Here is a 22,757-nt window from a genome sequence, read left to right as displayed (position 1 = left end):
TGCTGGGGCGGTCGAGGTCCGACGGGCGGTCATCGGAAGTTGCGGGCGGTGGTCCGGGCGCTGACCGACAGCGCTTCGAACCGGTCGGCGAGGAGGTTCGTCACCCCTTCTTCGGAGCGCTCGAGCATCCCGCGGATGAGAAGTGCAGGAGCCTCGCGCGCGGTGCGGCGGTAGCGGTTCCATACTCCGACGGAGCAGATGACGTTGAGGATCCCGTGCTCGTCCTCGAGGTTCATGAAGGTCACACCGGCGGCTGTGGAGGGGCGTTGGCGGTGGATCACGACCCCGCCGACCTCGATACGGGTACCCGAGGGCGTGCCGGGGAGATCGGCCGTGGAGCGCGCTCCCCGCCGGGTGAGGCTCTCGCGCAGGTGCCGGAGCGGGTGGTCGTCCGGCGAGATCCCGGTGGCCCAGAAGTCGAAGACGACCCGCTCCTGCGCCGAGAGCATCGGCAGCAGCGGCGGCTGGACGGCGACGATCGAGTCGGGGAGGAACTCCTGGCGGTCCGCGGCCGCGGATCCCGCCTCCCAGAGGGCCTGCCGGCGCTGGAGACCGAGGGAGTCGAACGAGCCCGCGGCGCCGAGCGCCTCGAGCTGGGTCGCGTTCAGGCCCACGCGGCGCGAGAGGTCGGCCATGCTCGCGTAGGGCCCGCCGCGCTCCCGCTCGGCGACGATGTGCTCGGCCAGCGCGGTGCCGATGCCCTTGATCCCGGCGAGGCCCAGGCGGATCACGAAACCGGCGTCCCGGCGGTGGTCGTCGGTGTCGAAGTGCTGGGACCGGTCGAAGAGGCCCGTCGGGGCCTGCTCGGCGGAGAGGCAGGAGTCCTGCCCGTGCGGCGCCCCGCCCCGGCGCCTCGACGGTGCGCCGTCCAGCGCCTCGAGGCCGGGGTGCGGGAGCGAGCGGTTGACGTCGGGCGACTCGACGCGGACGCCGTGACGGCGGGCGTCGGCGACCAGCGTGTGCGGGGCGTAGAAGCCCATCGGCTGGGCCCGCAGCAGCGCCGCGGTGAAGGCGGCGGGATAGTGCAGGCGCAGCCAGGCGCTGGCGTAGACCAGCAGGGCGAAGCTGATCGCGTGGCTCTCGGCGAAGCCGAAGTTGGCGAAGGCCTGGATCCGGCGGTAGATGTCGTCGGCGACCTCGTCGGTGATCCCGTTGCGCGCCATGCCCGCGTAGAGCCGCTCGCGGAGCGACTCGATCTTCTCGGTGCCGCGCTTGGAGCCCATCGCGCGCCGCAGCAGATCGGCGTCCTCCGCGTTGCAGTCGCCGACCGCCACTGCGACCTGCATCAGCTGCTCCTGGAACAGGGGCACGCCGAGGGTGCGCTTGAGCGGTGTGACGAGGAGCGGGTGCTGATAGGTGACCGGCTCCTCGCCGAGCTTGCGCCGGATGTAGGGGTGCACCGCGCCGCCCTGGATCGGACCGGGGCGGATCAGGGCGACCTCGATCACGAGGTCGTAGAAGCGCCGCGGCTGGAGTCTCGGCAAGGTGCCCATCTGCGCGCGGCTCTCGACCTGGAACACTCCGATGGAGTCGGCCCGGCAGAGCTGGTCGTAGACGCCCTTCTCCTCGCGCGGGATCGTCGAGAGGTCCCACTTCTCGCCGACGTGCTCGGCCACGAGGTCGAAGGTGTACTGCAGGGCGGCGAGCATCCCCAGCCCGAGCAGGTCGAACTTGACCAGGCCCATCCAGGCGCAGTCGTCCTTGTCCCACTGCAGGACGGTGCGCTTCTCCATCCGGGCGGGCTCGATCGGGCAGACCTCGCCGACCGGGCGGTCGGTGAGCACCATGCCGCCGGAGTGGATGCCCAGGTGCCGGGGCGTGCCGAGCACCTTCTTGGTCAGCGCGACCACGTCGTCGGGGATGTCGTGCTCGGGGCTCTCGGTGATCGAGCCCCAGTGCTCGATCTGCTTCGACCAGCCGTCCTGCTGCCCGGCGCTGTAGCCCAGCGCCTTCGCCATGTCGCGGACGGCGAACTTCGGCCGGTAGGTGATGACGTTCGCGACCTGCGCCGCGTTCAGCCGGCCGTACTTCTCGTAGACGTGCTGGATGACCTCCTCGCGCCGCTCGGAGTCGAAGTCGACGTCGATGTCGGGCTCCTCGTCGCGGATGCTGGAGAGGAACCGCTCGAAGGGCAGTCCGTAGAAGATCGAGTCGACCGCGGTGATGCCGAGGACGTAGCAGACCGCCGAGTTGGCGGCCGAGCCCCGGCCCTGGCAGAGGATCCCGCGGCCCTTCGCGAAGTGCACGATGTCGTGGACGATGAGGAAGTAGCCGGGGAAGTCCTTGGCCTCGATCACCGCGAGCTCCTTCTCGAGGCGCTCGTGCACGTCGGAGTCGGCGCCCGGGTACTTCGTCGGCACCGCCAGCTGCACCAGGTGGCGCAGCCAGCTCATCGGGGTGTGCCCCTCGGGCACGTCCTGCCGGGGGAGCCGGGGGCGCACCCGGCCGAGCTCGAAGGCGATCTCGTCCGCGACCAGCACGGTGTTCTCGACCGAGCCGGGGTAGCGGGAGAAGCGCTCGGCCATCTCGGTGCCCGAGCGCAGGTGCGCGCCGCCGGCAGCGGGCAGCCAGCCGTCCATCTCGTCGAGGCTCCGCCGGGCGCGGACCGCGGCCAGCGCGGTCTGGAGCGGGCGGTCCTCGGGCCGGGCGTAGTGCACGTTGCCGGTGGCGACGAGGCGCAGCTGCAGTCGCTCGGCGATGCCGGCGAGCTGGTCGTTGTGCAGGGAGGCGAGCGGATCGCCGTGGTCGAAGAGCTCGACCAGGACGTTGCGGGCGCCGAACAGGGCGACGAGCTCGCGCACCTCCTCCTCGGCCGCCGCCTCGCCGCTCGCGACCAGGGCCTGGCGGACGGCTCCCTTGCGGCAGCCGGTCAGCACGATCCAGTGGCCCTCGGCGGCCCGGGCGAGCTCCTCGAGGTCGTAGCTCGGCTTGCCCTTCTCGGCCCCCGCCAGCTGGGCGGTGGTGATCGCGCGCGCGAGCCGGTGGTAGCCCTCCTCGCGGCGGGCGAGGACCAGCAGGTGCGTGCCCTCCGGGTCGGCGACGCCGTTCTGCGGGGCGCGGAGCCCGAGCGAGAGCTCGGCGCCGAAGGCGGTGCGGACGCCGTGGTCCTGGGCGGCCTCCGCCATGCGGACGATCCCGTAGAGCCCGTCGTGGTCGGTGAGGGCGAGGGTGTCGATGCCGAGGCGGACGGCCTCCTCGATCAGGTCCTCCGGCTTGCTGGCACCGTCGAGGAAGCTGAAGTGCGAGTGCGCGTGCAGCTCGGCGTAGGGCACCTTCTCGTCCGGCGGCCGGACGTCGGCGCCCGGGGTGTAGGCGGGGCGCTTGTGCGACCACGCCGGGCTGTCGCCGCCGTCGCCGCGGACGGTCGTGCCGTCGCTCCGCGTCGTGCTGGAGAGGCGGCGCTCGAACTCCGACCAGGGGATCGGGGGGTTGTTCCAGCCCATCGGAGGCTCCTTCGGTCGTCGTGCTCGGGAGGATCGGATCGCGGCCGTCGGCGGCCGGGGGAGTCAGTCGTAGCGGGCCTCGGCCGCCCACTCGCCGTCGAGGCAGAGCAGCAGCCAGGCGACGCCGTCGGAGTCGACGACCTGGAAGCGGTCGTAGCGGACGGCCGTGCGGGCGTCCCACCACCGCTCGTCGATCGGCCAGGGGCCGGCCCAGCCCGTCACCGGCTGCAGGCGGGCCTGCGAGGAGCCGGGCGCGAAGTAGGCGGGGACGGAGGTGAGGGAGCCGCGGTCGTCGACCGAGACCGTCTCGCCGCGGGGCCCGCGCACCAGGACGGCCGCCGGCTCGGCGAAGACCGTGGGCGGCAGGGGCGGCGGCAGCGCCCCGGGCCACGGCAGCCCGCGGGGCCGGGCGTCGCCCGGCTCCCTGTCCCCCCAGGGGATCAGGTGCTGGCGGTCGCGCAGCGACCGGCCCCCGCCCACCGACGCGGTCACGACGGCCTCGTGCCCGAGCATGCTCTGCACGCGGCTGAGGCCGTGGTGCACCCGCTCCTCCGGCGCCGTGCCCCAGAGGCCCTGCTCGTGATTGCCGATCGCGTCGACCGCCTCCGGCTCGACCGACAGCCGCGCGATCGGCGAGCCGAGCCCGGCGTCGATGGCACCGTTGCCCTGGAGCTGCCAGCGCACGCGGTCGACGACGTCGCCGGGGGTGAACCAGCGCGGGTGCAGCCAGCTGCGCGAGGACACCTCGCCCCGGTCGCTGACGACCTCGATCCTGATCGCGGTCGCCACCAGCTGAGCCCGGGTGAGCCCGGCGACGAACTCCTCCGCCGGGACGCGGAAGGCGAAGGCCGCCTGGTCGATCCGGTCCAGCGGCGGCTCGAACTCGAGAACGCGGTCGAGCCGCTCGGGAGGGAGCCGCGGGACGACCGTCTCGGTCTCGGCACCCGAGGCCAGCACGTGCGCCCGTGCGCCGTCGGGGCCGAAGCGCGCGGAGACGTCGTCGCGCGGCAGCTGCGCGAAGGCGCCGAGCGTCCGCACGCCCAGTCGGCGCAGCAGCGCGATGAGGTCCTCGCCCTTGCCTGTCGTGCGGGTGCGCGCCGCCCCGACCGCCTCGGTCTCGAGCGCGTCGAGCGGCAGGGGCGCCAGGAAGGCGGCGCTCTCGCCGGCCGGCACGATCGCCACCGCGGTACCGGAGTGCTTGGCCGCGAGCTCGGAGGCGAAGAGGCCGTCGGCGATCCCGGCGCGCGCCAGGGGCACGCCCAGCTCGGCGAGCCGGCTCAGCACCGCCTCGGCCGCCGACTGCTCGCTGCCGTAGTAGCGGCGCGGCCCTCGGGCGCGGATCGCGCAGAGCCCGGGCCGGATCAGCTGCACACCCGGCGTGATCTCCTCCAGCGCCTGGACGAGCGGCTCGAAGGCGCGGTGGTCGAGCACGGGGTCGTAGGGGAGGACGGCGAGACCGGTGCAGCGCGACTGCGCCTCCCGGATCCGCATCCCGCGCCGCACACCCTCGGCCCGCGCTCCGGGGGAGCAGGCGAACACCCGGCTCTTCTCGGTGAGCGCGAGCGGGGTCTCCGCGTCGAGACCCGCGTCCGCCGCGGCGGCCAGCAGGGGCCAGTCGGGGCACCAGACGAGGATCGTGCGGCGCAGCTCGAGAGCGCCTGCAGTACGGCTCATCTCACACCGCCCGCTCGTGCAGGGTGCGCTCCTGCAGGCGCGAGGGCCCGCCGAGCACGCCGAAGGGACGTCCGGTGCCGGGCATGCTCATCCGCACGGTGCGCACCCGCGTCCCGGCGCGGCCGACGACGTCGACGAGCGCCTCGCGGGTGCGCAGGTAGCCGTGCCCGGCACCGAGCCCCTCCCAGCGGCTGCTGCGGATGCTGAGCCGCGCCTCCGCCTGCGGCCACTCGCCGAGGACGACGAGCGCCGCCCCGCGCTGGCGCAGCCGCGCCCCCAGGCGGGAGACGTCGGCCGAGGAGACGGAGGCGGGCGGGCGGGTGAGCACGACGGTGAGGACGTCGACCAGGGCCGCGGTGACCGTCAGCCAGTGCTCGGCGGGGGAGGGCACGAGCACGAGCCGCTCGAGGTCGATCCCGAGGCCCGCCGCCGCCTCGGCACCGAACTCGGGGACGCCCACGACGCCGCACCAGGAGCCCTCGGACGACGGACCGGCCAGCAGCCCCATCGCCAGGCTCATCGAGCCCTCGACCGAGTAGGCGGCGCCCTGCTTGAGCGAGCCGCCGGGCAGCACGGAGGCGAACGCCGGCAGCGTCGCCAGGCTCTTCGACTCGAGCGTCGTCGCCTGCATGTCGCGGATCCGCGACTGCAGCTCCTTCACCGACGCGAGCTGCCGCAGCAGCGGTTCCGCGGTGTCGGCGACCCCCGGGGAGGGGTGCTGTGAAGGGGGGCTCATCAACCCATGTTCGAACATGTGTTCGAGTATGTCAATCGCCACCGACATCCGCCGCGCCGGGTGCCGGACCGGTGGAGAGGGCCCGGGAGCTCCCCCTGTGGAGGAGCCCCGGGCCCGCCGTTCTACCCCGCCGCGGACCCCGTCACGCGCAGTCCGTGACCGAAGCGGAACAGCGGATCCACGGTGTCGAACGGCACGTCCGGCCGCCGGGCCGCCGCCGCGGCCATCGAGCGCGGAAGGTCCATCGGCAGTGTTCCACGGGCCTCCGACACTCCGAACACCACGTCGAGCACCGCCGCCCCCGACGCGCCGAAGTCGCCGAGCAGCGCCGCGGCGGAATCGACCAGCGGAGTGAGGATCGCCGGCCGGTCCAGGAAGACGTCGACGACCGTCGGCACCTGCGCCGCCACGGTCCGCACGTGCTCGAGGACCTCGTCGGGGAAGTCGAGCGAGCCCGCGTGGAAGACGTTCTCGAACGCCGTCGCACGCCGCTCGAAGGGCGCCTGCAGCCGGAGCACCGCGAGCTCCGCCTCGTCGGGCGTGTCGACGACGGCGCCGTACTCCCCGGCGACCGCCGGATCGATCCCCTCGACGTAGAGCCGGAGGCCCCGCCGCGCCGGCAGGACGCCGTCGTGCGCGAGCACCGTGATCGCCGCGCGCTGGGCCGCCTCGCCCGCCGACCGGAACTCCGCCGAGCCGACCACCGCCTCCGCCGCCGCCGCGTCGACCGAGCGCGAGTCGAACAGCCCGAGCACGAACTTCTCCCGCAGCAGCCGCCGCACGGACACGTCCAGCCGCTCCTCGGCGACCGTCCCGTCCTCCACCAGGGCGATCAGCGTCTCCGGGATCGACTCGCCGCCGAACTGGTCGACACCGGCCTCGAGGGCCTTCGCCATCCGCTCCGGCACCGACAGGTGCTCCACGCCCCAGGCGCGCGCGACGTGGTGGTCGCCCATGATGTCCGAGTCCGAGAGCAGCCCCCAGTCCGTGCAGACGATGCCGTCGAAGCCGAACCGCTCGCGCAGCAGCCCCGTGATCACCGAGCGGTTGAAGCCGAAGCCGACCTCCTCGTGCTCGGTCCCGACCGGCATGCCGTAGTAGGGCATGATCTGGCTCGTGCCCGCCTCGAAGGCCTTCACGAAGGGCTGCAGGTGGTACTCGGCGTTGCCGCCCGGGTAGACCTGCTCGCGGCCGTAGGGGAAGTGCGGGTCCTCCCCGTCCTTCTGCGGCCCGCCGCCGGGGAAGTGCTTGGTCATCGTCGCGACCGACTGCGCCCCGAGTGCCTCGCCCTGGAAGCCGCGGATGTAGGCGGCGCCGAGCCGCCCGGTGAGCTCGGCGTCCTCGCCGAAGGTGCCGACCTGCCGCGCCCAGCGCGACTCCGTCGCCAGGTCGATCTGCGGGTGCAGCGCCACGCGCAGGCCGACGGCGAGGTACTCCTGGCGCGCGATGTCGCCGAAGCGCTCGACGAGGTCCTCGTCGCCGATCGCGGCGAGACCGAGCGGCTCCGGCCACTGCGAGAACGCCTCGGCCTGCGCCCCGGTGCCGGGGTTGTCGGTGAAGGAGTGGCGCGGATCGGTGGAGAGCGTCACGGGGATCCCGAGCCGGCTCGAGGAGGCCATCTCCTGGACGCGGTTGTGCCACTCGGCGAGCTCGCGCGCCGTGGCGGTCCCGCCGCCGAGCAGATTGAAGTGCGACATCCGCTTCTCGAGGACCATCGTCGCGGTCGAGGGCAGCCCGAACGCGCCGTCCTCGGCGAGCGCTCCGCCCTCGCCCATCACGACCATGGTCTGGAAGAACAGCCCGGCCTTCTCCTCGAGCGTCATCTGGCCGAGGAGGATCTCGACCCGCTCGGCGACAGGGCGCAGGGGATCGAGATAGCGGCGGTCGACCTGCTGGTCGAGCTGTGCGCCGGCGGGGGATGACGTCGATGTCATGGGGGCGTCCTTCCGAAGGGGAGCCCTCGTCGGCTCCGCGAGAAGGATACGCCGAAAACCGACCAGTACTAGGGAAATCGGGCGGGTCCGTCGCGAGCGCGCCCCTACCATGGGAGCCATGTCCGACGCCCTGCCCGACGCCGCCGCCGAGAACCCCGCCTCCCTCCCGGCGCCGCGGCGGACCCTCGTGGTCAAGATGGGCTCGAGCTCGGTCACCAAGCAGTCCGGGCCGGACCCGGTGCTCCTCGCCAGCGCCCTGGAGAGCGCGTTCAGCGCCCGCGCCCTCGGCTGGGACGTCGTCCTGGTCTCCTCCGGCGCCGTCTCCTCCGGTCGCGCGCTCTTCGCCCGCTCGCAGGACGCCCCGATCAGCCCGCGCCTCGCCGCCGCCGTCGGCCAGACCGTGCTGATGGGCTTCTACCGCTCGGTGGCCGAGCTCTCCGGCTCGCTCGTCGCGCAGATCCTGATCGGCGAGTCCGATCTCGCCTCACCCCGGCAGATGGCGCACGTCGCGGAGGCGATCCGTCACGCCCTGGACGCGGGGGTCGTGCCGATCGTCAACGGCAACGACACCATCGACTCCGCCGGCTCCGACAACGACGGCGTCGCCGGCGGCCTCGCGATGCTCCTCGGCGCGGATCTGCTGCTGCTGCTCACCGACGTCCCCGGCGTCTTCGCCGGCAGCATCGCGGAGGGCGTGCACCTCGACGAGCTCGGGATCACGGAGCTGCGCGGCATCGGCGTGCAGAAGGGCGGGACGGGCCGCGGAGGCATCCGCTCCAAGCTCAAGGCCGCCGAGCTCGCCGCGCACAACGGCGTCTCGACCCGCATCGCCGGTGCCCGCACGCCCGAGGTCATCCTCGGCGCCATCGACGGTCCCGGCCCGGGCACCCTCGTCCGCGCCGTGCACGCCCACCCCGCGGTCGAGCAGCGCTGGATCTCCGGCGTCGCGACCTCGCGCGGCCGGGTCGAGATCAACCTCGAGGCCGAGCGCAGCATCGCGTCCGGCTCGAGCCTGTTCGCGTCCGGCATCAAGCGCGTCTCCGGCGACTTCGTCGGCGGCGACGTGATCGAGGTGCGCGCCCTCAGCGGCGAGCTTCTGGCACGCGGGGTGTCGCGGGTGTCCTCGCGCCTCCTCACGCTGGTCAGGGCCCTGCGGGTCGACGAGATCGCCCGGGTGTTCGTCGCCGTCCTCGCGCACGCCGCCGACGCCGATCCCGCGGCGATCACCTCCGAGGGAGACCGCCCGCAGCTGACCCGTGCCCTGGAGTACGCCCGTGCCCTCTCCTTCGAGCACGGCCGGGCGGTCGCGATGGAGATCGTCTCGCTCTTCCCCGCCGAGAGCATCGCCGCGCTGGTCGGCCAGGGCGCCGCCGTCGAGGAGCTCGTCGAGCGCTACACCCGCCTCGTCCGGACCCTCGCGATCGTCGGCAACGAGCAGCTGGTCGTCTTCCGCGACTGAGAGCTCGACGAGCGGCGGCCGCTCGCTAGGACGATTCGCGCCATGGAAAACGAATCGCGCCAGGTATCTGCACGATTCGTGCCAGCACTGCGCGCATCGTGTCACCGATCTCGCCGGTGGCGGACGCCCGTGCTGTCCTGTGTCCCACACGAACGGCGCCCACCACGCGCCCCGACGGATCGGATCAGCATGAGTGCAGCAGCAATCGCCACCGCGACCCTCACGACCCCCACCACCCGCCACCCCTTCGACGGACCCATCTCGAGCGAGCACTACCAGTCGGACCGGCTGGCCCGCCGCCTCGAGCTGATCGAGAAGACGATCGCCGACTGCGAGCGCGCCCTGCGCGGCACCACCGACCCGCGCACCGGCGCCGTCGTCCCGCCCGCGCGCGGCGCCCACCGCGACCAGCTCCTCAGCAACCTCGCGATCGAGCTCTCGCTCGCCGACCGCCTCCGCGGCGCCCTCGGCCTGCACCGCTGACCCCGGGGTCCGGCCCGCACCTCCGACGCAGCCCGATGGGGCACCATGAGGCCATGGTCACCATCACCGTCGCCGGGATCGCCCAGCACTTCCACCCCGCCGAACGCGGCACCGTCCGCCTCGAGATCCGCCGCGAGTCGCGCTCGCGCTCCCAGGCGCTCGCCGAAGTGACGGCTCTGCACGCGCGAGTGCGCGAGGAGGCCCGCGCCGAGCAGGCGTCCGGCGCGGCGACCTGGTGGTCGGCCGATCAGGTCTCCGTCTCGACGATCCAGCGGTACCTCAAGGACTCCGACGTCACCGAGCCGTTCCACGTCGCCGCCGCGAGCGTCCGGGTCAAGTACCGGGACTTCGACGCCCTCGGGCGCTGGGTCTCCTCCGTCTCGGAGGCCCCCGGCATCACCGTCGCCGGGGTCGACTGGGACGTCACCGCCGCCCGGCGCGCGAGCGCCGAGCGCGAGGTGCGGGTGGCCGCGGTGCGCGACGCCCGCGAGCGCGCCGCCGCCTACGCCTCCGCCCTCGGCCTCGGTGAGCCCCGCGTGCTCACGCTCTTCGAGCCGGGGCTGCGCCCGCACACCCGGATCGAGGGCGGCTCGGCCGTGATGAGCCGCGCCATGGCCTTCAAGGGGCAGGAGGAGCTGACGCTGAAGCCGGAGGACATCGAGGTCTCGGCCTCCGTCTCCGCCGACTTCGAGGCGAGCTGAGCCGGACGGACGCGCTCCGGGTCCTCCGCCGCCGGGAATAGCCGGAGCGCCACCGACGCTGGAGCAGGCATGGTCTCCCGCATCGGCTTCCTCTCCTTCGGCCACTACCAGTCCGTCGAGGGGTCGCTGACGCACACTGCGCGCGACGTCCTCCTGCAGACCATCGAGCTCGCGGAGGCGGCCGAGGAGATCGGCATCGACGGCGCCTACGTCCGCGTCCACCACTTCGCTCCGCAGCTGGCCTCGCCGTTCCCGCTCCTGGCCGCGATCGCCGCACGCACCCGCCGGATCGAGATCGGCACCGGCGTCATCGACATGCGCTACGAGAACCCGCTCTACATGGCGGAGGAGGCGGCCGCGACCGACCTCATCTCCGGCGGCCGGCTCGAGCTCGGCGTGAGCCGGGGATCGCCCGAGACCGCGTTGCGCGGCTCCGAGGCGTTCGGCTACGTCCCCTCGGAGGGCACGACCGACGCGGACCTCGCGCGCCGCAAGGTCCAGCTCTTCCGCGAGGCGCTGTCCGGCGCCGCCGTCGCCGAGACCGATCCCGCGCGCACCGGGATGTCGAGCCCGCTCGCGATCGAGCCCCGCTCCCCGGGCCTCGAGGACCGCATCTGGTGGGGCGCCGGCAGCTTCGCCACGGCGCGCTGGGCGGCCGAGCAGGGCATGAACCTGCAGTCCTCCACGCTCCTGCTCGAGGAGGAGGGCATCCCCTTCGACGAGCTCCAGGCGCGGCAGATCCGCGAGTACCGCTCGGCCTGGGCGGAGGCCGGCTGGGAGCGGTCGCCGCGCGTCTCCGTGTCGCGCAGCGTCCTCCCGATCACGACCGACCTCGACCGCCTCTACTTCGGCGGCCGCGGCGAGCGCGACCAGGTCGCCTCCCTCGAGGGCGTCCGCGCCCGCTTCGGCCGCAGCTACACCGGCGAGCCCGACCGCCTCGCCGAGGAGCTCGCCGCCGACGTCGCCGTCCAGGAGGCCGACACCCTCCTGCTCACCGTCCCCAACCAGCTCGGCGTCGAGTACAACGCGCGCCTGCTGCGGACCGTCGCCGAGTCGATCGCCCCGGCCCTCGGCTGGTCGCCCGCCGGAGTCGTCGCCGCCTGACGCGCCCCTGCTGGTCGAGGAGCCCCGCAGGGGCGTATCGAGACCCACCGTCCTCAGCACGGCGGGTCTGCAGACTCCGCTTCTGGTGAGGGTGGATCTTGATACGCCCGCTCTGCGGGCTACTCGATCAGCACGGGACGCGCCGCCCGCGCAAGGGAAGAGCCTGCGCTGGCGATCTTCAGCTCGCGGAGAGCTCGATCCGGACGTCGTCGAGTCCGTCGGAGGAGACGAGCACCGTGATCGGCCCCGAGCCGGTCGGACGGACCACGGCGAGTGCGCGGCCGTCGAACGTCGTCCGCGATGCGGCGTCGAAGCGCTCGGTGGTGGCGGGTGCCCCGCTTCCGAAGCCCGCGAGCACGCCCGCGCCCTCGACGGTGACCGAGACGACGCGGTCAGCGCCGGTGACCAGCACGCCGCCCGCATCGCGCAGCTCGATTGCGATGTATGCGAGGTCGGTGTCGTCCGCCCGCAGCTGCGTCCGGTCCGCCGTCGCGGTCAGCACCGCAGACCCGGACGCCGAGACGAGCGAGCTGCGCCCCGTCTCGCTCCCGGACCGGTACGCGATCGCGGTCAGCGTGCCCGGCCGGTAGACCGTCTCGATCGACGCCAGCATCGGCCGCACCGCCCCGGCGGCCGAGCGCCCCACCTCGATGCCGTCGACCAGCAGCGCCACCTCGTCCGCGTCCGCCGCCACCTCGACGGTCACGGGGGAGCCCTCGAAGCCGGGCCATGTCCAGGAGTCGACCGAGTCGCTCCACGCCCAGGGCGACTGCATCGTCACCGTCTGCCCGTGCCGCTCCGGTCGGACGACCGCGATCGCCGGCTCCGAGCGCAGCCCGAAGACGATCTCGCGGTAGTAGGAGGCGGGTCGCCGCCACCCGGTGATGTCGAGATCGCCGCACCACGCCGTCAGGTACGGGTACTCGCGCTCCAGCGCGCCGTTCGCCGTCGGGTCCTCCGCGTAGGAGGTGGCGCCGATGCCGACCTCGCCGAGGTAGTCCCAGCCGGTCCAGGTGAAGTCGCCGATCACGTTCGGGTTCGCCAGCACCTTCGGCCACAGCTCGCCGATCTGCGAGGGGAACGTCTCGGACCCGACGATCACACGCTGCGGGAACAGCTCCGCGTCGCTCGCATAGCGGCCGTCGGCGTAGTTCAGTCCGAGCACGTCGACCGCCGCGCTCGACTCCGCGGTGCGGCGGGTGACGGCGTCGGAGGAGCCGATCGCCGCCATCATCCCGGCACCGGCCTCGCCCATCAGCTCGTTCAGCCCCTGCTCCGAGGCGAGGATGCTGTCCAGCTCGTCGAGCACCGCCAGCGTCGGGTTCACGCCGTTGGTGACGGGGCGGGTCGGGTCGAGCGCGCGCACGTGCTCGGCGAGATCCCGGGCCAGCACTGCGCCGTGCGGGGTGCCGACCTCGACGATCTCGTTGCCGATCGAGTAGAGGATCACGCTGGGGTGGTTGTAGTCCTTCGCGACCAGCGACTCCAGATCGGCCCGCCACCACTGCGCGAAGTCGAGCGAGTGGTCGTGGTGCGTCTTGCCGCGGACCCACATGTCGAAGGCCTCGTCCATCACGAGCATGCCGAGGCGGTCGCAGGCGTCGAGCATCGACGGCGAGGCGGGGTTGTGCGCCATGCGGATCGCGTTGAAGCCGGCCTCCTTGAGCAGCTGGATCCGGCGCTCCTCCGCACGGGCGATCGAGGCGGCGCCGAGGACGCCGTTGTCGCTGTGGATGCAGGCGCCGCGCAGCAGCACGCTCTCGCCGTTGATCCGCAGCCCCTTCCGCGGGTCGATGGTGACGGTCCGGATGCCGTGCACGGTGACCACCTCGTCGCCGACGCCGATGCTCGTGCGGGCGCTGTGCAGGGCGGGGGAGTCGACGCTCCAGAGGGCGGGCTCCTGCACGTAGAGGCGCTGGCGCACGAGGGCGGTGCGGCCGGGGGCGACGGTGACCGGTGTCGTCGCGCTCTCCACGACGTCGCCGGCCGGCCCGGTGAGCTCGGTCGACACTGTGAGCGACGACGTCGTGAGCCCGCGGTTGACGATGCTCGTCGCGACCTCGACGACGGCCTGGTCGTCCTCGACGCGCACGGTCGTGATCCGCACGCCGTCCGGCTCGATGTGCACGGGCTCGTCGACGTGCAGCAGCACCGGCCGGTGCAGACCGGCGCCGGCGTACCAGCGAGAGTCCTGGCCCGAGCGGACCTCGATCCGCAGCGTGTTCGTCTCGCCGAAGCGGAGGAACGGGGTCAACTCCACGAAGAAGCGCGCGAAGCCGTCGGCGCGGTTCCCCGCGAACTCGTCGTTGAGGAACACCATCGCGTGCCGGTACGCGCCCTGCACTTCCAGCCGTACGACCTTGCCCGCCCACTCCGCCGGCACCTCGAACGTCGTGACGTAGCTGTAGGCACCGCCCGGGTAGTAGGCGGTCCCGCCCTGGGAGACCGCATCCGGCGAGCGCTCGGCGTCGCGGAGCGCGTCGTGCGGCAGCGTCACCGCGACGGAGTCGTCGACCCCGCCCTGCACGGCAGCGAACGGCCCGCGCGGCGCCCGGACCGTCCAGCCGGAGGTGAAGGAGGTGGTCGTCATGGTGCGTCCGTTCGTTCGAGGCATCCGGCACGACGCCGGGTGAGAGGTGAGACCTGCACAAAAGAAAAAGAAACTGTTTCATTCGGTTTCTCACCCGGCGAGAGCCTAGGAGCGACGCTGTCGAAGGTCAAGGGAGCGGACCCTCGGTGCTCGACTCCGCACTGCTGTGTTCGCGTTCGCCGAAATCGAGCGGTGCACTTCCCTTGCGGTATCGATAGAGTTTGTTCCATGACCGAGCAAGAGTTGAAGTCCGTCGCCGATGTCGCGCGAGAGCGCGGCGTCAGTGCGGCGCGCATCCGTCAGCTCATCGCTGAGGGGCGCATCCGGGCCGAGAAGGTCGGAGGCGTGCATGTCATCAGGGGTAATCAGGACGTCCCATCGCCGCGCGTGTCTCGCCCGCTCGGCGACCGGATGGCGTGGGGACTCGTCGCCGCGCTCTCGGGTGCTGTGGACCCGGCCCTGACGAGGTCCGAGCGGAGTCGCATCACCCGGATGATCCAGCGGCTCGAGAGCGCGGAGGATCCTGTGGCGGTGACGCGCTCGTGGACCGCCGAGCTTCTGCCGCCGGAGTCCCTGGAGCTTCCCACGGAACTCGTCGACCAGCTGCGGGGGGAGCGGGAGCTGCTCCCCGTCGGAGCATCGGACCCCCGAGCGGGCCCGCGCGACGTCAGCCGCCTCGAGCTGCTCGTCTCCGTCCGGCTGAAGGCTCAGCTGCGAGAAGAGGTCGCCGCAGCGGGCCCGTCATCGACTTCCGTGATCCTTCATCACGTCCCCGATGAGCGGTGGCCGTTCGTCAGCGAGGGACCGGTGCCGATCGGTCTGAGCATCGCCGCGCTCGCGCGACGGACCGACCGGACGACGGCGCTCGCCGCGCGTCGTCTCCTGAGGCGCGCCCTCCCCTCCCATGCGGCTGTCTTGGCCGAGGTCGAGGCGGATCGTCGCGACCGTGATCGGTCACTGCGTCGCGAGACCACTCGCTCCGTCCAGCTCCACCGCGCCGCGCTGGAACTCCTCGACCGCTCTCCGGACTTCCGTCCTCGGGCGGAAGCACGGCTCGAGCAACTGCGAGGCAAGGTCCGCGGGGATGCGCACGAGTGGCTGGACGAGTGGGCAGAGCTGCTCCGTAGTCCTCTCTCCACGCAGATCGAGGCCCTGCTCGTGGAGACGGAGCACGCTCACGACCTGCGCTCCGTGTCACCGCTCGCCGGGCTGATCCCCGACGAGGAGCGATCGGCGCTGCTCGAGGCGAGCGCGTGAACCGGGCCGAGCTGGAGCACGGGATCCGCGCAGCGACGGAGATCATCCAGGCCGACGAGGTGATCATCATCGGCTCCCAGTCGGTGCTGGGCACCTGGAGCGAGTCGGAGCTGCCCGTCGAGGCGACGGCATCGAACGAGCTCGACGTCCTCCCGCTGAACGACACCGACAGTGAAACGCTGGCGACGAGACTCAGCGGAGTCGCCGGCGAGCTGTCCTCGTTCGACGCCACGCACGGGTTCCACTTGGACGGCGTCGGCCGGAGGACGGCGGTCCTGCCTCGCGGCTGGGAGGGCCGTCTCCTTCGAGTGCAGAACGACAACACCCGCGGGCGGATCGGCTGGTGCCTCGACCCGCACGACCTGTGCGTGGCGAAGCTTGTCGCGAACCGGGACAAGGACCGGTCCTTCGTCTCCGCCCTGGTCCGGCACGGTCTCATCGACCCGGAACTCCTGCTGGAGAGGCTCGTCGACACCGACCTGGACGATGCGACGAGCGACACCGTCTGGAGCACGGCTCAAGGTCTTCTCGACCTCTGACCGCATCGCTCGCGGTCACGGATGCACGATCCGCCGCCACCAACGAGAAGAACCCCCCGATCTCCATGAGATCGAGGGGTTCTGCGTGTGTCCGAGGGGGGACTTGAACCCCCACGCCCTATACGGGCACTAGCACCTCAAGCTAGCGCGTCTGCCATTTCCGCCACCCGGACGAGTGTTGTTTCCGGCCTGCGTTTCCGCGGCCGAAGAAGACATTAGCACGGTTCGAACGCCTCGGATGACACCGGGGGAGAGGGGTGCCTCGAGCCCGCCCGCTAGCGTGGGGGCATGACGTCCTCCGACAGCGCCGCCGCCCCCTCCGAGTCGGATCTCGACGAGACCGCGATCATCGCGCGGGACCTCATCCGCTTCGACACCAGCAACTACGGCGACGGCAAGGCCGAGCCCGAGCGCGAGGCGGCGGAGTACGTCGCCGCCCGCCTGCGCGACCTCGGCCTCGAGCCCGAGCTGATCGACTCCGATCCCGGCCGCACCAGCGTCGTCGCCCGGGTGGCGGGGGAGGACCGCGAGCGCGGCGCCCTCGTCGTGCACGGGCACCTCGACGTCGTCCCGGCGATCGCGGACAACTGGAGCGTCGATCCGTTCGGCGGCGTCATCAAGGACGGCATGCTCTGGGGCCGCGGCGCGGTCGACATGAAGAACATGGACGCGATGATCCTCGCCTCCCTCGGCGACATCCTCGGCGGTGGCCGGAAGCCCTCGCGCGACCTCGTCATCGCCTTCTTCGCCGACGAGGAGGCGGGCGGCGTCCGCGGCTCCGGCCACCTCGTCAAGACCCGTCCCGAGCTCTTCGCCGGCGCGACCGAGGCGATCAGCGAGGTCGGCGGCTACTCGATCGAGCTCGGCGGCAAGCGCGCCTACCTCGTGCAGACCGGCGAGAAGGCGCTGCTCTGGCTCACCCTGCGCGCCCGCGGCACGGCCGGGCACGGCTCGCAGATCAACGGCGAGAACGCCGTCACCCGCCTCGCCCAGGCGATCGCCCGCATCGGCAGCGAGGAGTGGCCCACCCGCCTCACCGACACCACCCGCGAGCTGCTCGGCGAGGTCGCCCGCATCCTCGGCCACGACCCGCAGCGCAGCACTCCGGAGGAGCTGGCGCTCGCGACCGGCACCGCCTCGCGCTTCATCGCGGCGACGCTGCGCACCACCGCGAACCCGTCGATGCTCTCCGCCGGCTACAAGGCCAACGTCATCCCGGACACCGCGGAGGCGACCATCGACGTCCGCGTGCTCCCCGGCGAGGAGGACGCGGTGCTCGAGCGTCTGAAGGTCCTCGCGGGCGAGCACGTCGAGATCCTGGTGCAGCACCGCGACATCGGGCTCGAGGTCCCCTTCGCCGGACCGCTCGTGGAGAGCATGGCGGCCTCGCTCCGCCGCTTCGACCCCGAGGCCGAGGTGCTGCCGTACCTCCTGTCCGGGGGCACCGACAACAAGGCTCTCTCGACGATCGGCATCACCGGCTACGGCTTCGCGCCGCTCCAGCTGCCGGGCTCGCTCGACTTCCCGGCGCTGTTCCACGGGATCGATGAGCGGGTTCCACTCGACGCACTAGTGTTTGGCAGGAAGGTCCTGACCGATCTCCTCCTGCGATCCTGATGGTCAGATCGACGACCACCACCGACCGCCTGCTGGCCGACGACGCCCCAGCCCTCCTCGAAAGTGACGCATGGGCCTGCTCGAAGCGCTGATCCTGGGACTCGTCCAGGGTCTGACGGAATTCCTCCCCATCTCCTCCAGCGCCCACCTCCGGATCGTGAGCGAGCTGCTCCCCGGACTGGACGGCAAGGACACCGGCGCGGCGTTCACCGCCATCACGCAGCTGGGCACCGAGACCGCGGTCATCATCTACTTCTGGCGCGACATCGTGAAGATCGTGTCGAACTGGTGCCGGTCGCTGGTCGGCAAGGTCCCGCGCACCGACGCGAACGCCCGGATGGGCTGGCTGATCATCGTCGGCAGCCTCCCGATCATCGTGCTCGGCCTGCTCTTCCAGGACCAGATCGAGACCACTCTCCGCTCGCTCTGGGTCGTCGCCACCACGCTGATCGTCTTCGGCATCCTGCTCGGCATCGCCGACGCGGTGGGCGCGAAGAAGCGCCGCCTGCGCGACCTGAACGTCCGCGACGGCCTCATCTTCGGTGGCGCGCAGGCGCTCGCCCTCGTCCCCGGCGTCTCGCGCTCCGGCGGCACCATCACGGCCGGCCTCTTCATGGGCTACGAGCGGAAGGCCGCGGCCCGCTACTCCTTCCTCCTCGCGATCCCCGCCGTCTTCGGCAGCGGTCTGTACCAGCTGTACAAGAGCATCAGCGACCCGGAGATCCTGCCCAACCAGATCCAGGTCGGCGGTCTCGAGACGCTCGTCGCGACGATCGTGGCCTTCGTGGTCGGCTTCGTCGTGATCGCCTTCTTCATGAGCTACATCTCGCGCCGCAGCTTCCTGCCGTTCGTGATCTACCGCATCGTCCTCGGCGTCGTCCTCATGGTCGCGCTGAGCACGGGCCTCCTCGCCGCCTAGATGCGCACCTGGAACGCTCCGGCCGTGCCGGCCCTGCCCGGCCGCGGACCCGTGCCCGCCGTGCACGACACCGCGACGGGCGCGCCCGTCGAGCTCGTCGCGGACGAGGGCACCGCCCGCCTCTACGTCTGCGGCATCACCCCGTACGACGCGACGCACCTCGGCCACGCCTCGACCTACCTCGCCTTCGACACGGTGCAGCGTCTCTGGCGCGACGCCGGCTACTCGGTGCTCTACGCCCAGAACGTGACGGACGTCGACGATCCGCTGCTCGAGCGGGCGACGCGCGACGGCGTGGACTGGCGCGACCTCGCGGAGGAGCAGGTCGAGCTGTTCCGCGGCGACATGACCGCGCTGCGGATCCTGCCGCCCGACCACTACGACGGTGTCACCGAGACGATCGCGCCCATCGCGGAGGCGGTCGCCCGCCTCGAGCGCACCGGGGTCGCGTACCGCGTCGCCACCCCCGAGGCCGCCGTCGACGGCGGCGAGGACCTCTACTACGACATCGCCGCCGGCGAGAGCGACGTCTGGCGCCTCGGGAGCGAGAGCGACCTCGACGCCGCGACCATGGCCGAGCTCTTCGCGCAGCGCGGGGGAGACCCCGACCGCGCAGGCAAGCGCGACCCGCTCGATCCGCTGCTGTGGCGCGCCGAGCGCGCGGGCGAGCCCGCGTGGGACGCCGCCGTCGGCCGGGGCCGCCCGGGATGGCACATCGAGTGCTCGGTGATCGCGCTCGACCGCCTCGGACCGGAGTTCACGCTGCAGGGCGGCGGGAGCGATCTGATCTTCCCGCACCACGAGTTCTCCGCCGCGCACGCCGCCTCGCTGTCCGGTCGTCCGCTCGCCCGCGCCTACGCGCACGCCGGCATGGTCGCGTACCAGGGCGAGAAGATGAGCAAGTCGCTCGGCAACCTCGTCCTCGTGTCGCGGCTGCGGGCGCAGGGGACGGACCCGCGCGCGATCCGCCTGGCGCTGCTGGCGCACCACTACCGCTCCGACTGGGAGTGGCTGCCCGAGGACCTGCCCGCCGCCGAGGCCCGCCTCGCACGGTGGGAGTCGTCGCTCGCCTCGATCGGAGCGGCGTCGGCCGCGGACGTGCTCGAGCGCCTGCGCGCCGTGCTCGCGGTGGACCTGGACACCCCGGGTGCGCTCGCGGTGCTCGACGAGGCGATCGCCGGCGGCGTCGACGATCCCGCCCTCCTCCGCGACGCGATCGACGCGCTGCTCGGCGTCCGCCTGGGCTGAGCCTGCGCTCGGCCCGCGGGCGGGGTGGATCTCGATACGCCCGCTCCGCGGGCTGCTCGATCAGCATGAAGGCGGCTGCCTGCAGCCGGGCGGACTGGCTTCGCGGGATGTACCGCCACCCATGCTGGTCGAGTGCCGCCGCAGGCGGTGTATCGAGACCCGGCGCGCTGCCTACGGGCGCCAGGGCTCCTCGCCCGAGCGGCCGTCGCCGCGGCGGCGGAGGTAGCGCTCGAACTCCTGGGCGATGGCCTCGCCGCTCGCCTCGGGCGAGTCGACGGTGTCGCGCGCCTGCTCGAGCTGGGCGATGTACGCCGCCATCTCCTCGTCGTCGAGCGCGAGGGCGTCGATGCCGCGCTCCCACTCGCCGGCCTCCTCGACGAGGTCGCCGCGGGGGATCGCCAGCCCGACGACCTCCTCGAGCTTCTCGAGAAGCGCGAGCATGGCCTTGGGCGACGGCGCGTTGTGCACGTAGTGCGGCACGGACGCCCACAGCGAGACGGCGGGGATGCCGACCTTCTGCGCCGCCTCGCCGATGACGCTGAGGATGCCGACCGGCCCCTCGTAGGTGGAGCGCTCGAGCTCGAACTGCGCGCGCATCTCCGCGTTCTCGCTCGAGGCGAAGAGCGAGATCGGCCGGGTGTGCGGCACATCGGCGAGCATGGCGCCGAGGAAGACCACGGCGGAGATGTCGATCGCGAGCATCGCGTCGACGACCTCCGCGGCGAAGCTCTTCCAGCTGCGCGAGGGCTCCGTGCCGATCATCACGTAGAGGGCGCTCTCCGCGTCGACGGAGGTGTCGGCCGGGCCGAAGATCTGCGTGCCGGGCCAGGAGAGGCTGCGGCGCCCGTCCTCGCCGATCGAGAGCATCGGGCGGGTGTACTGGAAGTCGTAGTACTGCTCGGCGTCGACCGAGAAGAGGGGCACGAACTCGCCGGCGTCCTTCACCAGGCGGACCGCGCCGCTGGCCGCGTCACCCGCGTCGTTCCAGCCCTCGAAGGCCACGACCAGGACGTTCCCCTTGATCACGTTCATAGGCGAGGTCTCCGTGTTCGGCTCGATGTCCGGGGAGCGCTGCGTGCGCTGGACCCGTTCGTCAAGGATAGGACCCGGCCCCGGACCCCTCCGTCCGGCCCGCGTCTTTCCGCTGTCCGCGTACGGTCGGCCCGATCGGGGCTGCCGGTACGATGGTCGCTCGTGACTTCCGACACCTCCCTCCCCGTGTCCCGGCCGCAGCCCCCGCTCCCGGAGGGCGCTCCCGCGGCGGTCCTCTGGGACATGGACGGCACGCTCGTCGACACGGAGCCCTACTGGATGGCGTCGGAGCACGCGCTGGTCGCCTCCTTCGGCGGCGTCTGGACCCACGAGGACGCGATGAGCCTGGTCGGCTCCGGCCTCCCCGCCTCCGCCCGCATCCTCCAGGGCAAGGGCGTCGACCTGCCCGTCGAGGCGATCATCGACCGGATGACCGACGAGGTCGTCGCGCAGCTCGCCGAGAGCATCCCGTGGCGTCCCGGTGCGCTCGAGCTGCTCTCCGCCGTCCGCGACGCGGGTGTGCCGCAGGCCCTCGTCACCATGTCGATCGGCCGGATGGCGCACGCCGTCGTCGACCGCCTCCCGTTCCCCGCCTTCGAGACCGTCGTCAGCGGCGACATGGTCGAGCAGAGCAAGCCGCATCCGGAGGCCTACCTCCTCGCCGCGCGCACCCTCGGCGTCGAGGTGCTCGCCTGCGTCGCCATCGAGGACTCGCACGCCGGCCTCGCCTCCGCGGTCGCCTCGGGCGCCGCCGCGATCGGCGTGCCGCACCAGCTCGAGCTCGACCCCGACGCCCCCTACTCCCTCTGGCCCACCCTCGCGGGCCGAACCGTCGCGGACCTCGCGCTGGTGTCCTCCGAGCACCGCAGTCGCGCGCTCACGACCGAGACGGAGGCCCGCCGATGACCGGTGAGGCACTGCAGCATTCCGGACCCTTCCGCGCGGGCGACCGCGTGCAGCTGACCGGGCCGAAGGGGCGGATGAACACCATCACGCTGATCCCGGGCAAGGTCTTCCACACCCATCGCGGCGGGATCGAGCACGACACGGTCATCGGCCTGCCCGACGGCTCCGTCGTCGTCAACACCGTCGGCGTCGAGCACCTCGCCCTCCGCCCGCTGCTCGCCGACTTCGTGATGTCGATGCCGCGCGGAGCGGCGATCGTCTACCCGAAGGACGCCGCGCAGATCCTCGCCCTCGCCGACGTCTTCCCCGGCGCACGCGTCGTCGAGGCCGGTGTCGGCTCCGGAGCGCTCTCGCTCTGGCTGCTGCGCGCGATCGGCCCGGGCGGCCGGCTCTCCTCCTTCGAGCGCCGCGAGGAGTTCGCGGACGTCGCCCGCGCCAACATCGAGACGTTCCTCGGCTACACCCCGGACAACTGGAGCGTGACCGTCGGCGACCTCGTCGAGGAGCTGCCCGGCGCCGTCGCCCCCGGCGAGGCCGACCGCGTCGTGCTCGACATGCTCGCGCCCTGGGAGTGCCTCGACGTCGCCGCCGACGCGCTCACCCCCGGTGGCGTCCTCCTCTGCTACGTCGCCACCGTGACCCAGCTCTCGCGGGTCGCGGAGGCGATCCGCGCCTCGGGCCTGTTCACCAATCCGGCGTCGAACGAGACGATGGTCCGCGGCTGGCACGTCGAGGGCCTCGCCGTCCGCCCGGATCACCGGATGATCGGCCACACCGGCTTCCTCATCACCGCGCGCCGGCTCGCTCCGGGTGCCGTCCTGCCCGAGCTCAAGCGCAGGCCGTCCAAGACCGACTTCAGCGACGAGGACGTGGAGGCCTGGACCCCGGGCGCTCTGGGGGAGCGGGCGGTCAGCCCGAAGAGCCTGCGCAAGCGCGTGCGCGAGTCGGCCACCAGCGCCGAGCTCTCGCGGGCGCGGGGCTTCGGCGAGGCCGACGGCGACGGCGACGGCGGTGCTGCGCCGGGCCCGGGCGACGACGAGGGCATCGTCTAAGCTGATCCCGGCTTTCCGGTCCCCGGGCCGAGCCGCCGTCCCGATGGTCTCGCACTCGGGCCC

General features: G+C 72.5%; 17 protein-coding genes and 1 tRNA gene. 11 read left to right on the top strand and 7 right to left on the bottom strand.

Annotated elements, in window-relative coordinates:
* Window positions 1-29: 29 nt before the first annotated feature.
* The 4 genes from HRK28_RS17370 to HRK28_RS17355 form a co-directional block, all read right to left on the bottom strand.
* Window positions 30-3,443, bottom strand: a complete 3,414-nt coding sequence (locus tag HRK28_RS17370; protein ID WP_173252541.1) for an error-prone DNA polymerase — start codon at window positions 3,441-3,443, stop codon at window positions 30-32.
* Window positions 3,444-3,506: 63 nt separating this feature from the next.
* A complete protein-coding gene (locus tag HRK28_RS17365) occupies window positions 3,507-5,117 on the bottom strand; it encodes a DNA polymerase Y family protein (RefSeq protein ID WP_160089667.1) in 1,611 nt (536 codons plus the stop codon).
* Window position 5,118: 1 nt separating this feature from the next.
* Window positions 5,119-5,853, bottom strand: a complete 735-nt coding sequence (locus tag HRK28_RS17360) for a hypothetical protein (protein ID WP_160089665.1) — start codon at window positions 5,851-5,853, stop codon at window positions 5,119-5,121.
* Window positions 5,854-5,975: 122 nt separating this feature from the next.
* Window positions 5,976-7,787, bottom strand: coding sequence for a glycoside hydrolase family 3 protein (locus tag HRK28_RS17355; protein WP_173252540.1), 1,812 nt, complete (start codon window positions 7,785-7,787; stop codon window positions 5,976-5,978).
* A gap of 118 nt (window positions 7,788-7,905) precedes the next feature.
* Here HRK28_RS17355 and proB point away from each other — a divergent pair, with 118 nt between their 5' ends.
* The 4 genes from proB to HRK28_RS17335 all read left to right on the top strand — a co-directional run bounded on the left by proB (window position 7,906) and on the right by HRK28_RS17335 (window position 11,534).
* Entirely contained in the window at window positions 7,906-9,246 is a 1,341-nt protein-coding gene (gene proB, locus HRK28_RS17350) for a glutamate 5-kinase (protein WP_173252539.1), read from the top strand.
* Window positions 9,247-9,435: 189 nt separating this feature from the next.
* Window positions 9,436-9,729: a hypothetical protein gene (locus HRK28_RS17345; protein ID WP_160089659.1), complete on the top strand. Its 294-nt coding sequence runs from the start codon at window positions 9,436-9,438 to the stop codon at window positions 9,727-9,729.
* Window positions 9,730-9,782: 53 nt separating this feature from the next.
* On the top strand, window positions 9,783-10,430 hold the full coding sequence (locus HRK28_RS17340; RefSeq protein ID WP_160089657.1) for an SIMPL domain-containing protein: 648 nt from the start codon (window positions 9,783-9,785) through the stop codon (window positions 10,428-10,430).
* 69 nt (window positions 10,431-10,499) lie between these two features.
* On the top strand, window positions 10,500-11,534 hold the full coding sequence (locus HRK28_RS17335) for an LLM class flavin-dependent oxidoreductase (protein ID WP_160089655.1): 1,035 nt from the start codon (window positions 10,500-10,502) through the stop codon (window positions 11,532-11,534).
* 178 nt (window positions 11,535-11,712) lie between these two features.
* Here the strand turns inward: HRK28_RS17335 and HRK28_RS17330 are convergent, their stop codons facing one another.
* Window positions 11,713-14,124 carry a glycoside hydrolase family 2 TIM barrel-domain containing protein gene (locus tag HRK28_RS17330; RefSeq protein WP_173252538.1) on the bottom strand — a complete coding sequence of 804 codons (2,412 nt, stop codon included), beginning with the start codon at window positions 14,122-14,124 and terminating at the stop codon, window positions 11,713-11,715.
* A 228-nt stretch (window positions 14,125-14,352) separates the two neighbouring features.
* On the opposite strand from HRK28_RS17330, the gene HRK28_RS17325 reads away from it, so the two are divergent.
* Window positions 14,353-15,381, top strand: coding sequence for a hypothetical protein (locus HRK28_RS17325; RefSeq protein WP_173252537.1), 1,029 nt, complete (start codon window positions 14,353-14,355; stop codon window positions 15,379-15,381).
* Entirely contained in the window at window positions 15,378-15,920 is a 543-nt protein-coding gene (locus HRK28_RS17320) for a DUF6036 family nucleotidyltransferase (RefSeq protein ID WP_123735754.1), read from the top strand. The genes HRK28_RS17325 and HRK28_RS17320 overlap by 4 nt, the downstream gene beginning before the upstream one ends.
* Window positions 15,921-16,008: 88 nt before the next feature.
* Here the strand turns inward: HRK28_RS17320 and HRK28_RS17315 are convergent.
* Window positions 16,009-16,093: transfer RNA gene (locus tag HRK28_RS17315), tRNA-Leu, on the bottom strand.
* 115 nt (window positions 16,094-16,208) lie between these two features.
* On the opposite strand from HRK28_RS17315, the gene HRK28_RS17310 reads away from it, so the two are divergent.
* The 3 genes from HRK28_RS17310 (at window position 16,209) to mshC (ending at window position 19,704) form a co-directional block, all read left to right on the top strand.
* Window positions 16,209-17,537 carry a M20/M25/M40 family metallo-hydrolase gene (locus HRK28_RS17310; RefSeq protein WP_173252536.1) on the top strand — a complete coding sequence of 443 codons (1,329 nt, stop codon included), beginning with the start codon at window positions 16,209-16,211 and terminating at the stop codon, window positions 17,535-17,537.
* A gap of 70 nt (window positions 17,538-17,607) precedes the next feature.
* Window positions 17,608-18,456: an undecaprenyl-diphosphate phosphatase gene (locus tag HRK28_RS17305; RefSeq protein WP_160089645.1), complete on the top strand. Its 849-nt coding sequence runs from the start codon at window positions 17,608-17,610 to the stop codon at window positions 18,454-18,456.
* Window positions 18,457-19,704, top strand: a complete 1,248-nt coding sequence (mshC, locus tag HRK28_RS17300) for a cysteine--1-D-myo-inosityl 2-amino-2-deoxy-alpha-D-glucopyranoside ligase (protein WP_173252535.1) — start codon at window positions 18,457-18,459, stop codon at window positions 19,702-19,704.
* 171 nt (window positions 19,705-19,875) lie between these two features.
* On the opposite strand, the gene HRK28_RS17295 is transcribed toward mshC, so the two are convergent.
* Complete coding sequence (locus tag HRK28_RS17295) at window positions 19,876-20,736, bottom strand: proteasome assembly chaperone family protein (RefSeq protein ID WP_160089641.1); 861 nt, start codon at window positions 20,734-20,736, stop codon at window positions 19,876-19,878.
* Between the two features lie 162 nt (window positions 20,737-20,898).
* Here HRK28_RS17295 and HRK28_RS17290 point away from each other — a divergent pair, with 162 nt between their 5' ends.
* Window positions 20,899-21,642 carry an HAD family phosphatase gene (locus HRK28_RS17290; protein ID WP_279630794.1) on the top strand — a complete coding sequence of 248 codons (744 nt, stop codon included), beginning with the start codon at window positions 20,899-20,901 and terminating at the stop codon, window positions 21,640-21,642.
* A complete protein-coding gene (locus HRK28_RS17285; RefSeq protein WP_173252534.1) occupies window positions 21,639-22,694 on the top strand; it encodes a tRNA (adenine-N1)-methyltransferase in 1,056 nt (351 codons plus the stop codon). Before HRK28_RS17290 ends, HRK28_RS17285 begins: the two co-directional genes overlap by 4 nt.
* Window positions 22,695-22,757: the final 63 nt, after the last annotated feature.

This window comes from Rathayibacter sp. VKM Ac-2835, from assembly GCF_013266705.1.
Lineage (GTDB): Bacteria > Actinomycetota > Actinomycetes > Actinomycetales > Microbacteriaceae > Rathayibacter.
The sequence above is the reverse complement of the archived record's forward strand: the minus strand, read 5'-3'. Positions and strand labels throughout refer to the sequence as shown.

Bases quoted from the DNA above. Each gene is read 5' to 3' on its own strand.
- HRK28_RS17370 (WP_173252541.1), bottom strand. From the start codon at position 3,443: ATGGGCTGGAACAACCCCCCGATCCCCTGGTCGGAGTTCGAGCGCCGC.
- HRK28_RS17365 (WP_160089667.1), bottom strand. From the start codon at position 5,117: ATGAGCCGTACTGCAGGCGCTCTCGAGCTGCGCCGCACGATCCTCGTC.
- HRK28_RS17360 (WP_160089665.1), bottom strand. From the start codon at position 5,853: ATGAGCCCCCCTTCACAGCACCCCTCCCCGGGGGTCGCCGACACCGCG.
- HRK28_RS17355 (WP_173252540.1), bottom strand. From the start codon at position 7,787: ATGACATCGACGTCATCCCCCGCCGGCGCACAGCTCGACCAGCAGGTC.
- proB (WP_173252539.1), top strand. From the start codon at position 7,906: ATGTCCGACGCCCTGCCCGACGCCGCCGCCGAGAACCCCGCCTCCCTC.
- HRK28_RS17345 (WP_160089659.1), top strand. From the start codon at position 9,436: ATGAGTGCAGCAGCAATCGCCACCGCGACCCTCACGACCCCCACCACC.
- HRK28_RS17340 (WP_160089657.1), top strand. From the start codon at position 9,783: ATGGTCACCATCACCGTCGCCGGGATCGCCCAGCACTTCCACCCCGCC.
- HRK28_RS17335 (WP_160089655.1), top strand. From the start codon at position 10,500: ATGGTCTCCCGCATCGGCTTCCTCTCCTTCGGCCACTACCAGTCCGTC.
- HRK28_RS17330 (WP_173252538.1), bottom strand. From the start codon at position 14,124: ATGACGACCACCTCCTTCACCTCCGGCTGGACGGTCCGGGCGCCGCGC.
- HRK28_RS17325 (WP_173252537.1), top strand. From the start codon at position 14,353: ATGACCGAGCAAGAGTTGAAGTCCGTCGCCGATGTCGCGCGAGAGCGC.
- HRK28_RS17310 (WP_173252536.1), top strand. From the start codon at position 16,209: ATGACGTCCTCCGACAGCGCCGCCGCCCCCTCCGAGTCGGATCTCGAC.
- HRK28_RS17305 (WP_160089645.1), top strand. From the start codon at position 17,608: ATGGGCCTGCTCGAAGCGCTGATCCTGGGACTCGTCCAGGGTCTGACG.
- mshC (WP_173252535.1), top strand. From the start codon at position 18,457: ATGCGCACCTGGAACGCTCCGGCCGTGCCGGCCCTGCCCGGCCGCGGA.
- HRK28_RS17295 (WP_160089641.1), bottom strand. From the start codon at position 20,736: ATGAACGTGATCAAGGGGAACGTCCTGGTCGTGGCCTTCGAGGGCTGG.
- HRK28_RS17285 (WP_173252534.1), top strand. From the start codon at position 21,639: ATGACCGGTGAGGCACTGCAGCATTCCGGACCCTTCCGCGCGGGCGAC.